At 66.4% G+C, this 10,924-nt stretch carries 9 protein-coding genes and 1 tRNA gene; 5 read left to right on the forward strand and 5 right to left on the reverse strand.

Annotated elements, in window-relative coordinates; translation table 11 throughout:
* Nucleotides 1-65 precede the first annotated feature (65 nt).
* The gene (locus C487_RS12105) at nt 66-542 is read right to left on the reverse strand and encodes a universal stress protein (protein WP_006186059.1); all 477 of its coding nucleotides are present in this window, start codon (nt 540-542) and stop codon (nt 66-68) included.
* 174 nt (nt 543-716) lie between these two features.
* On the opposite strand from C487_RS12105, the gene C487_RS12110 reads away from it, so the two are divergent.
* The gene (locus C487_RS12110; RefSeq protein WP_049908121.1) at nt 717-1,181 is read left to right on the forward strand and encodes a DUF5799 family protein; all 465 of its coding nucleotides are present in this window, start codon (nt 717-719) and stop codon (nt 1,179-1,181) included.
* 46 nt (nt 1,182-1,227) lie between these two features.
* On the opposite strand, the gene C487_RS21040 is transcribed toward C487_RS12110, so the two are convergent.
* Complete coding sequence (locus C487_RS21040; RefSeq protein ID WP_006186061.1) at nt 1,228-1,371, reverse strand: DUF7557 family protein; 144 nt, start codon at nt 1,369-1,371, stop codon at nt 1,228-1,230.
* A 124-nt stretch (nt 1,372-1,495) separates the two neighbouring features.
* Here C487_RS21040 and C487_RS12115 point away from each other — a divergent pair, with 124 nt between their 5' ends.
* Complete coding sequence (locus C487_RS12115; RefSeq protein ID WP_006186062.1) at nt 1,496-1,786, forward strand: DUF7545 family protein; 291 nt, start codon at nt 1,496-1,498, stop codon at nt 1,784-1,786.
* Between the two features lie 120 nt (nt 1,787-1,906).
* On the opposite strand, the gene C487_RS12120 is transcribed toward C487_RS12115, so the two are convergent.
* Nucleotides 1,907-6,307 (reverse strand): DUF7282 domain-containing protein, encoded by a 4,401-nt coding sequence (locus C487_RS12120; protein ID WP_006186063.1) that lies wholly within the window; start codon nt 6,305-6,307, stop codon nt 1,907-1,909.
* Nucleotides 6,308-6,804: 497 nt separating this feature from the next.
* Between C487_RS12120 and C487_RS12130 the strand changes: the two genes are divergently transcribed.
* The 3 genes from C487_RS12130 to C487_RS12140 all read left to right on the forward strand — a co-directional run bounded on the left by C487_RS12130 (nt 6,805) and on the right by C487_RS12140 (nt 8,882).
* Nucleotides 6,805-7,395 carry a biotin transporter BioY gene (locus C487_RS12130; protein WP_006186065.1) on the forward strand — a complete coding sequence of 197 codons (591 nt, stop codon included), beginning with the start codon at nt 6,805-6,807 and terminating at the stop codon, nt 7,393-7,395.
* A 7-nt stretch (nt 7,396-7,402) separates the two neighbouring features.
* A complete protein-coding gene (locus C487_RS12135) occupies nt 7,403-8,107 on the forward strand; it encodes an energy-coupling factor ABC transporter ATP-binding protein (RefSeq protein ID WP_006186066.1) in 705 nt (234 codons plus the stop codon).
* Between the two features lie 70 nt (nt 8,108-8,177).
* Nucleotides 8,178-8,882: an energy-coupling factor transporter transmembrane component T family protein gene (locus C487_RS12140; protein WP_006186067.1), complete on the forward strand. Its 705-nt coding sequence runs from the start codon at nt 8,178-8,180 to the stop codon at nt 8,880-8,882.
* A 537-nt stretch (nt 8,883-9,419) separates the two neighbouring features.
* Here the strand turns inward: C487_RS12140 and C487_RS12145 are convergent.
* Both C487_RS12145 and C487_RS12150 read right to left on the reverse strand, forming a co-directional pair.
* A tRNA-Thr gene (locus tag C487_RS12145) sits at nt 9,420-9,493 on the reverse strand.
* Nucleotides 9,494-9,601: 108 nt separating this feature from the next.
* Nucleotides 9,602-10,594 (reverse strand): class I SAM-dependent methyltransferase, encoded by a 993-nt coding sequence (locus tag C487_RS12150; RefSeq protein WP_006186068.1) that lies wholly within the window; start codon nt 10,592-10,594, stop codon nt 9,602-9,604.
* Between the last annotated feature and the right edge of the window lie 330 nt (nt 10,595-10,924).

Below are 10,924 nucleotides of genomic sequence, written 5' to 3' on the forward strand. Positions count from 1 at the left end.
GGACGCCGTAGTGCATAGAAGTCAGCAGGCGATCCCGTGTCCCGCCATCGAATTCGCGAGAACGGTTACTCGGCGGCGAGTCGCGGCTCTTCTGGCCGATCGTCGATATCGTCGGGGTCGACTCGGACCGTCAACACCGGGACCGACGCCCGACGGACGACCCGTTCCGTAACGCTGCCGAGTAACAGTCGATCGATCCCGCCCCGACCGTGGGTGCCCATCACGATCAGATCGCACTCCGCGGAGTCGGCCTCCTCGACGATGACTCGACTCGGGGCTCCCTCGAGCACCGTCGTCTCGACCGTGACAGCCGCCGGGGCGAGTTCCTCGACCCGGCCGACTGCCGCCCGCCCCTCCTCGTGAAGCGCGTCGCTGACGCCCTCGAGTGCGGTCTCCATGGGCAATCCCCCGTAGCCCGCCGCGTTGACGACGTACAACGCTCGAATCGTCGCCTCGTGCGTACGCGCGAACTCGACGGCGTACTCGAGTGCGTGTTCGACCTCGCGCGAGCCGTCGGTCGGGACGAGAATGTAGTCGTACATTGCGATGCATGGCACCATACGACAAAGGCATACATTAACGTTATCGCGGCGTCCGTGACCCTCACTCGAGGCGATAGCTCGCACGGCGACCGATTCGCCGTCCGCACCGCCGTCGGGTCGTGGAACGCGGCGGGAGGGAAAACGCTGATACAGTCGCCGATCCAACCGGAGGCCATGAGCGACAACCCGTGGACGGACCGGATCGTCGGCGAACGTATGGCCGTCGATCAGGAGTTCTCGGCGCAGATCGAGGCGTCGCAGTTTTCCAACCAGCAGTGGAGTCTGATCATGACCGCCACGGAGTTCGAGATCGAACGCCCCGACGATCCCGATCAAGCGCGGATCGTCGCCAACACGGACAAACTCGACGGTGTCATCCCCGAACTCGACAACGTCCAGACCGGGATGGGAGCGATGGCCGGCGGTCAAGCCGCCGACGGCTCGAGCTCGTCGAGCGGTGGCGTCCTCGACTCGATCATGGGCGCGCTCGGCGTCGGGGGCAACAGCGGCCCATCCGAGGCCGACCAACGGAAGGCGGCCGAACGGCTCACCCAGGAGTACGCGGCGCAACTCCAGTCACACCTCGAGTCAAAGGGGAAGTGGGAGACGATCCGGCAGCAGGTCGCCGACGCCCAATAGACCGTCCTTCCCTCGCACAGTCGTCCCGATCGCGACGCGACCGCCGTCAGTCACCAGCGTGAAAGAGCGTGTATTCGCTTGTTTCGTAGATGTTGATGAGTTCGGTGACGAGTTCGTCGTATGACTCGTCGTCGACGCGCAGTGCCTCCAGTCGGTCGATCGTCTCCTCCTCGAGTTCGACGGATGGCATAGTTGGCGGTCCGACGCCGAGAAGCAAAAAGACCACGGCACGTCGCGTCCCGGCGCGGGACGGTCACGACGGCTCTCGGCTGCAAGCCACAGCATCTTTACGGGCGGTTCCCGACCGTAGCTATATGAGCGACGACGTTCAGACAACGACGTTCTCGATCAGTTCCGACGACGGCGCAACCGACGAAATCACCGTCCCGTCCGGTCTCGTCGACCTCGTGGCCGAGGGTGACCAGAGCGACGCCGAAACCGTCGGCGACGTCATGCTGTTGTCCTTTGCCAGCCGCGCCCACCACATCGTCCACCATGGGGAAGACGCCGACGAGGACCTCGAGGCCCAGGAGGCCCGCGTGATGGATCTCTTCGAGGAGCGGTTCGGTGTCACGTTCGGCGAAGCGACCGGACATCAGCACTGACGGCCGCGACGCACCGATCAGCACCGCACGATCCCCGACCCGTCTTTTTTGCAGCCACCGCAACCGGGAGACACGAGTGCGGACGCAAAGCGATGGCAGACGCGAGGCGTCGTGTTCCGCTTAGCTAGCTGTTTCTTCGGTTGCAGCGGTTTCCTCCGTGGCTTCCCCGCTTGCGTTGCCCGGCGTCTCGACCGGACCGGAGTCCTGGTCGCCAGTCGGTTCCGTCCCGTCGGACGGCCCCACACCCTCGGATGGTTCCTCGTCAGAAGGTCCCGCGTCATCAGATGGTCCCTCGTCAGGAGGTCCTGTATCGCCAGGTGGCGTCTCGGGGCCGCCGCCCGGTTCCGCGTCACCGTTCGTTCCCTCGGACTCCGTTGTGGCCGCCTCGATCGTCACCGACTCCTGATCGTCGTCGGTCGTGATCGTATGTGTCGACGTTCCCTCCGGCAACGCCGACGAGAACGGGATCTCGGCCGTCTGTCCGGCTGCGAGCGTCACGGTTGGCTCGCCGACGGGCTGGCCGTTGACGCTGTAGACCACCGTCTGTGTTCCCTCGAGGTCACCCTGATTCTCGACCGTCGCCGTCACCGTCACGTCTTCGCCGACAACGCCGCTGTCGGGTGCGGACACGTCGCTCACGGCGAACGTGGCCGGCGTGCCGCTCTCCGCGACGGTCACCGTCGTCTCGGCGGTCTCGTTGTCGGTCGACACCGCGAGCGGGTAGTCGCCGGGCTCGAGGTCGTCCGTCTCGACGGTAAACGAGACGGTCCGGCTTTCGCCGGGCTCGAGCGAGACCGATCGCGAGTCGACCGCGGTCTCGCCGATCGCGAGCGTGACGTTCTGCGTGCCCGCCTCGCCGCCGACGTGCTGGAGGGTGGCTTCGACCGTGAGCTGGTCGCCCCGTTCGATCGGACTGGTGACCGACGCGATGGAGACACCGAACGCAGCGGGCTCGGACGGCTGGATTTCACCGGCGGGCGGTGTCGCCGCCGTCACCGGGTCGTCGTACCCGTAGTTCGCGAAGTCCATCGCCCAGACGAGCCGTTCGTCGTCGCTCTCGGGCGTCCACTCGACAGTGAACGACTCCGAACCGGCAGCCAGTTCGGACGGCGGGTCGTCGGTCGTGGTCCCTTCGACGAACTGGCTGTTCCCGGCGATCGTCGCGTCGTTCGGGTTCTCGTAGCCGAACGTCACGTCGATGGCGTTCCCGTCCTCGGCGGGCGTCGTCTCCGCGACGGACAGCGCCGGCAGTGCCGGTCGCGCGTCCTCGTCGCAGTCCCTCGCCGAGGGGTTCGGGAAATCGATCGACGCGAAGGGGACCGCCTCCGGTGAACTGATACCGGAGATGTAGGTCCCGAAGGTGCCGTAATCGGGTACTTCGACGAGTACCTCGTCACCCGCGGTCGTCACGTCGCGTTCGTCGCCGATCTCGAAGACGATCGTTCCGGTAAACGGTGCCTCGATCTCGTCACCGGCGGTAACCGCGTCCTCGATGATCGTGTTCCCGAAGCCGGCGGAATCGTAAAAGCCCGTGCTCGCGGCGACCTGATCGCCCTCTTCGAGCGATGCAGTAACGACCGCGCGCGAGCAACTCGTGAACTCGACGTCGAACTCCTCGAGTTCGCTATCGACCGTGTACTCGACGGCATCCGATACGATGGGGGTCCCGTCCGCTGCCGCGACGACCGCGACCTCGAGCGTCGTGTTCTCCTCGAGTGGCGGCTCCAGATCGAACTCGGTTGGCCCGATCGTTTCGTTGGCAGCGAACGTGTCGCTCTCGGCGAGTCGGGTCCCGGTCTCGTCGGTGACCGTGACCGCGTACTCGACCGATGCGTTGGCTGCGGTGATGGTAAGCGTCTCGCCGTCACCCGTCTGATCGGCCACCGTGAGGTTCGCCGTCGGCTCCGTCGGATCGGGTTCGGCGACCGCGTACTCGATGGAGTCGGTTGCCAGTACCGCATCGTCCGCCGCGGCGCGAATCGAGACGTCGACGGTCGCGTTCTCCTCGAGGGGCGGCTCCAGATCGAGAGTCCGCTCCGCGACCGTTTCGTTGGCCTCGAAGGGGTCACTATCGACTCGCTGGCCATCGTACTCGGCCGTAATGACGTACGGCACGGACGCGCTCGCCGCGTCGATCTCGAGGGTCTCGCCGTCGCCCTCCTGGTCGTCGACCGAAAGCGTCGCCTCGCGCTCGTCGGGTTCGTCCGCGATGGTGTACTCGATGGAGTCCGTCGCCAGCACCGCGTCGTCCGCCGCGGCGCGAACCGAGACATCGACGGTCGCGTTCTCCTCGAGGGGCGGCTCCAGGTCGAGGGAACGGTTCGTGATCGCCTCGCCGGCCGCGAACGTGTCGCTTGCGGCGGTTTCACTGTCGTACGTCGCGGTCACGGTGTAGGGGACGGAGGCGTTCGCCGCCGCGACCGTGAGGGTTTCACCGTCGCCCGTCTGGTCGTCGACCGAAAGCGTCGCGTTCGCCTCGGCCGGGTCGTCCGTGACCGTCACGAACGCGCCGTCGAGCACCGGCGTCCCGCCCTCGGTGACATAGGGCACGTCCGTCTCGCCGTCGGACTCGGCGTACTGGAACGTCCCGTCGTCGTCCGTGTCCTGGTGGACGACCGCCACGAGCGCATCGCTCTCCGCGAGCGGCTCGTCGAGTTCGATCGTGACGTTCTCGTGCTCGCCGGCCTCGAGTTCGCTCGAGACGCCGACGATATCGTCGGGATCGGCGTCGACGGCGACGCCTTCGTAGACGGCTACGTAGCCACCCTCCGAAAGCGACACGTCCTCGATCCTGACTGTCTCGCCGTCGGTCTCCTGGTCGGGGAAGTCGATCGCGGCCGTCCCCTCGATCCGGTCGATCGTCTCGATTCGCTGTACGACTTCGACCTCGACGTGCTGGGTAATTCGCGTCACGTCATCGGTCTCCACCTGCACTGCGTACGCGGTCGCGTCGGCCGCCGTCTCCCGAGTGAGCGTCTGGAGTTGCGTGACGCTGATCCGCTGGGACTGGACGACCCGCGCCGTCTCCTCACAGGCGACTCTCGCCGCCGTCTGGATCTGCGTGACCGACGCCGCCTGCGTCTGGACGAGCGCACCGCTTGCGCCGCCGCGAGCGAGACGCTGGACCTGTGTCACATCGACGACCTGCGTCTGGCTCACTGCCCCCTCGCTGGCACCGACGGCGGCGGCCTGTACCTGCTCGACGGTCACCTCCTGGCGCTGTCTCGCACCGGTCACCGCACCCTCCGCGGCACCGCTCGCAGCCGACTGAATCTGCGTGACCGACACCGTCTGGCGCTGGACGAGCGCACCGCCCGCACCGCCGTCAGCGGCCGCCTGAATCTGTTCGACGGTCGCCTCCTGACTCTGGGAGATCGCCCCCGTCGCTGCACCGTAGGACGCCTCCTGTACCTGCGTGATTGAGACGCGCTGGCGCTGCTCGAGACGCGTGGACTGGACCCGTTTCAGCGATCCCCGACTCGCGCCGCGGGCCGCCGCCTGCGTCTGCTCGACCGACACCGACTGGCGCTGGACGAGCGCACCCTTCGCTGCCCCGGCAGCGGCCTTCTGTATCTGCTTAATCGTCACCCGCTGGCGTTGCTCGGCGTCGACGCGTTGGGCCTGTGCGATCGCCGCGCGCGTACTGCCCTCGAGCGAACCGGCAGCCCCGCCGGCCGCGGCGTGTTGTACGTGCTCGAGTGTTACCTGCTGGCGCTGCTCGACCGATATCGACTGATACTGCGTCAGCACGCCGTAAGCGGCTCCTTGTGCGGCTTCCTGTATCTTCGGCACCTCGCCGATGTCTTTCGCGCCCGCCTCGCTCGCGGCACCTGCGGCCGCACCGCGGGTCGCGACCTGCAGCTGCTCGCCGCTCACGCGCTGGCGCTGCGCGATCCCGCCGTGGGCCGCCCCCCAGGTCGCGCTCTGTAACTGGGTAGCGTTGACCGACTGGGACTGAGCGAGCCCGCCGGCGATCGCACCGCCGACCGCCTGCTGGAGCTGGGTCGCGTTCACCGACTGATTCTGAATCAGCGCGCCGTGGACTGCGCCCGTCGTCGCCGCTTGGACCTGCTCGGCCTCGGCGCGCTGATACTGGGCGACCGAGCCGAGAGCGCCCTCGAGCGCCGCCGTTCGCTGTTCCTGAGTCACCGCAACGCCCTGGGCCTGGACGATCGCGATCCCCTCGCTGACGCCCGACGCCACGATGTCCTCGCGCTCCTGCTGAATCGATGCTTGTGCGTTCGCGCCGCCATCCGCGGGAGGCGGATCGCCGTCGGTCGCGGACGGCCCCATCGTCACCGGCTCGAACTCGAGCCCGGTCGCCGATGGTGCGCTCGCCCGGTCGCTCCCGTTCTGGAGCGCCGCCTGTCGCTCGGCTCCGACCGGCGACTCGACGGCCGCGTCGGTCGCGGCGTCCGGCGCGCCCCGCTCGAGGCCGCTCCCGAGTGCTGGCAGTGCGACGATGCTGCCGATCATCGCGGTCGTGAGCAAAACGACGGCGATGGGTCGCAGTCGTCTCATCGACCGAGTCCTCCCGTCGCGTCATGCGTTCCCGTCGGTTCGACCGCGCCGTTTCGGCCGCGACTCCCGTGATCGCTGCGACTGTGTCCGCTTCGAGACCGCCCGCCCACTCCGTCGTCGATTCGTCCGGCGCCCACTGTCGCGGCGTTCGTCGTCCGATCGACGGTCCTCGTACTACCGGTTCGCATTTTTCCACCACGGCGCGGAACGCGTGCATAAGGCCGCCGGTCGTTCCGGTTCGCGAGGCGAGACAATCGGATATTACCCGTTCCGATCGAGCGTGTGGTCGGCACGGACGGCCACGTGACGCCCGCTGACCGGGCCACCCAGAATCGGACAGCGACGGCAACCGTCACCGCTGCTGGGAGGAAGCCCGCTGTTTCGCTCCCGGATCGACTCCCACTCGTCGCGAAATCGGCTCGAGAAAACGTGTCAGTCCGTTTCCCGATAATCTCGGAAACCGAAGTCTTGATCCCGGTTTACGAAAGAGCGAGGGTATGGCAACGAATCAGACTTCGGTGGAACGCGTCGACGATGCCGTCGTCCGGTCGTTCGCGCGGGCGGCCGTTCTCGCGGCGCTGATGGGGGCGGCCGCCGTGGTAGGATCGATTCCGATCCCGTTCTCGCCGATCCCGGTGTCGTTGGGGGTCCTCGTCATCTATCTCATGGGACTCTACCTCGGCCCGGTCTGGGGGCCGGCCTCGGCCGGACTGTACCTGACCGCGGGGGCCGTGGGGCTCCCGGTGTTCGCCAACGGCGCGAGCGGCATCGGGGTTCTGGTCGGTGATAGCGCGGGATACCTCTGGTCGTACCCGATCGCCGCGGCGCTGATCGGTCTCATCGTCCACCGCGGAACGGCGTTGCGCGATCTGCGAAGCGTTCGACTCCCGATTCTCGTCGGCGCGCTCCTCGCCGGGACGATCGTCATCTACGCGATGGGGACGGCCTACATGGCGTGGCTCCTCGAGATGGAGGCCTGGGAGGCCATCGCGGCCGGGGCACTCCCCTTTATCCCGGGCGAACTCCTCAAGATCGCCGCGGCAGTCGCTATCGTCAGGGCCGGCAGAATCACATCGGTTCGCCCGTGACGACGCGATGATCGAATTCCAGTCGGTCACCCATGCGTTCGACGATGTCCTCGTCCTCGATGACGTGTCGCTGACGATCGACGACGGCGAGTTCGTCCTGCTCGCGGGGGCAAACGGCAGCGGGAAGACGACGCTGTTGCGCCACTGCAACGGGCTGTTGACCCCCGACTCCGGCGCAGTCCGCGTCGACGGGACACCGGTCGAAGACGACCTGATCGCCGCCCGCTCGAGCGTCGGGATGGTCTTCCAGCACCCACGGGACCAGTTCGTCTCGGCGACCGTGGGCGCGGATGTCGCCTTCGGCCCGGAGAACCTCGGCCTCGAGCGCGACGAGATCGATCGCCGCGTCGCGGCCGCGCTCGCGGCGGTCAACATGGCCGGCCGAGGCGACGACCGGATCGACGCGCTCTCCGGCGGCGAGCAATCCCGCGTCGCGATCGCGGGCGCGCTCGCGATGGAACCCACCCATCTGGTCCTCGACGAACCCTTCACCGGGCTCGACGACCCTGCGCGCCGCTCGGTCCTCGAGCGACTCGCGTCGCTGGCGGCCGACGGCACCGGCGTCCTGCTGGCGACCCACGATCTCAGGGACGTCTGTGAACTCGCCGACCGCGTGATCGCCATGCGCGACGGCCGCATCGTCGTCGACGGCCCGCCCGCGAACGTGCTCGGCGACCTCGACGGGCTCGACGTTCGCGTTCCGAGCGAATGACGGTGTGGGTCCGGCCGCCAACCGCGACACCCGACTCGAGGCTCCCGACACAGCGAGTACGGAGGTACCAATGCTGACCTACGAACCCGACGACACGTTCGCACATCGGCTCGATCCGCGGACCAAGCTAGCGGTTCAGATCGGGTTCGCTGCGACCGCTCTGGCACATCCGACCCCGCGGGCGTTATTCGTGCTCTCGGCGCTGGCGGGACTCGTGATGGCCGGTGCCGGGGTGTCGCTGCGCCGGACCCTCGTCGCCTACCGGTTCGCGCTGCTCGTCCTCGCGCTCGCGCCCGTCCTCTCGGGGGTGACACTCGGCGCGCCTTGGTTCGATCGGGCGGCCGCAACAGCGTCGGGGTTGGCGAGCTATCGCGTCCTGCTCGTTCTGCTCGTCAGTGCGGCCTACGTCCGTTCGACCCCGGTTCGGGACTCTCGAGCAGCGATTCAGCGAACGATTCCCGGAAAGCCGGGGCAACTACTCGGCATCGGTGTCGCGCTCGTCTTCCGGTTCCTTCCCGTGCTTCGGGGTGACCTCCGGACGATCCGTGAGGCGATGGCCGCCCGACTGGGGACCGAACGCGGGGCCGTTGACCGCGCCAGCACGATCGGCATGCTCGGACTGTCGCGGGCCTTCGACCGTGCCGACCGACTTTCGCTCGCCCTGCAAGCGCGGTGTTTCGCGTGGAACCCTACCCTCCCGCCGCTCGCCTTCTCGCGGGCTGACTATCCCGTGCTCGTTGTTGCGGTCGTCCTCGCGTGCTCCGCCTTCATCTGAGGACACGCGGACCGCACCCGCCTCGAACTCGGGTCCATCGGTGGTCCAGGCCGATGGACGGGACTCTGTTGTCGCTCGAGTCCATAGCCGGGACGGCAAAGCACCATCACGTGCGCGATACACGCACTCTGCCGCCGTCTCGTATTCCGCTTCTCACAACGATCGTCACCCCACTTCCGGTATCCCTGGGGTCAATACTGCTCTCGATCAGCCTACCCGTTTGTCTCTGAGTGCCCCGATCGGCTGTAATCGCATTGGTGGACCCGTCCGAGCAATTTTGATATATCGATATGTGTTTTATGACTGCAGTGATCGACCGTCGCTCCCTCTTCTACGACCTGATCAATCCCTCTCTGACCGGATTCGCTAGCAGCGCCTCTGAGCCCGACTTCTCCCAGTACTCGAACCTAGAACGGACGTCTCGCTCGAGATCGGTCACGTCGCAGTACTGTCGTCCAATTACAGCTCTTCCCTGGAAATCGAGGCTCCGCAGCTATATGCGACACTACCAGCTAGACAGTATGAAAATCGAAGAAGAGCCGGTGGAGGGATTTGAACCCTCGACCTAATCCTTACGAAGGATTCGCTCTGCCAGTCTGAGCTACACCGGCGCGCTCGTTCGCGTTTATTCGTAGGGACGATATCCTGCATAAGGGTTGCGAATCGATCCGGTCGTGTGACGGAGTTACGCGTCCGGATGCCTACGGCCGAACGTTTCGTTATCGCTCGAGTCGAACGTCCAGACAGACGTTCAGCTCGTGTGGGGCGTACGATCGGACCGTGTGACGGGTTTCGACGGTGACCTCGTACGCCGGTTCCGCGGCCGCACGGATCGCGCGTTCGCCCGGTCCGAAGGGGTCGTCCTCGTGTTGAATGTCGTAATAGTGGAGGGTACAGTCCCCGCTTGCCAGGGTTACAGCCGACTCGAGGAACGCGTCGGCGCTGTGGGGGAGGTTCATCACGAGTCGGTCGGCCCAGCCGTCGTACTCGGCGGCGACGGTACGGACGTCGTCGTTGATCGCGGTCACCTGGTCCTCGACGCCGTTCCGGCGGGCGTTCTCGCGGAGGTAGTCGATCGCGTCCGCGTTGATATCGACGCCGACACACTCCGCGCCGCGTTTCGCGAACGGAATCACGAACGGACCGACGCCGGCGAACATATCGAAGGCATGTTCGTCCGCAGCGACTTGCTCGGCCACGCGGTGTCGCTCGGTCGCGAGCCGCGGCGAGAAGTACACCGCGGCGAGATCAAGCAGGAACTCACAGCCGTATTCGCGGTGGACCACTTCCGTGTTCTCGCCCGCAAGCAACTCCCAGTCCCGAACCCGAGTCTCGCCTTTGACCTTCGAGGCCTTGTTCAGTACCGTCTCGACGGGGAGATCCGACTCGAGGACCGCATCCGCGATTGCCCGCGCACGGTCGGCATCGTCCTCGTCGATGAGGGCAGCCCGTCCGAGGCGTTCGTAGGAGGGGGCGACCTCGAGGAGATCCGCGGGCATGGTCTGCTGGTCGCGGGCCGATACCGTCCGCGAAACGACCTCGACATCGTCGGCGAGCGTCGCCCGGGCAGCGTCGGGATCGACAACTGGAACGTAGAGCCAGCCGTCGTCGACGGCGATCTCGTACTCGTCGTCGATCAGATCCGCGTCGGCGAGCGTCGAACGCGTCGCTTCTCCGGCTTCGGGAGCGACGCGAACGCACGGGACATCCATACCCGAACTGACCGGCGAGTCGCCGTAACGCTGACGTTTGCGCCGGCACTGTGGGAGCACACTCCGCTGCATAAATCAATTAGCGCGATACCAAACTGGATCGCGGCCGCCGGCGATCAGTGTCCCAGTGTGGCTGTGCCCTTCCGGCCAGGATCGTCGATGTGGTCGCGATGCGGGAATCCCCGCTGCGAGGGGCCGTATTAGGTTAGCCTAAAATCGGAACGATTTTCTTGTTTAGGTTGGCCGCATGTGTTTACCCCCATAGAGTTCCTGGCTGAGCCACTGAGACGGCTGAAAACAGCACCCTCTATTTGATTTATATATCTCTCA

This window comes from Natrinema pallidum DSM 3751 (assembly GCF_000337615.1).
GTDB lineage: Archaea > Halobacteriota > Halobacteria > Halobacteriales > Natrialbaceae > Natrinema > Natrinema pallidum.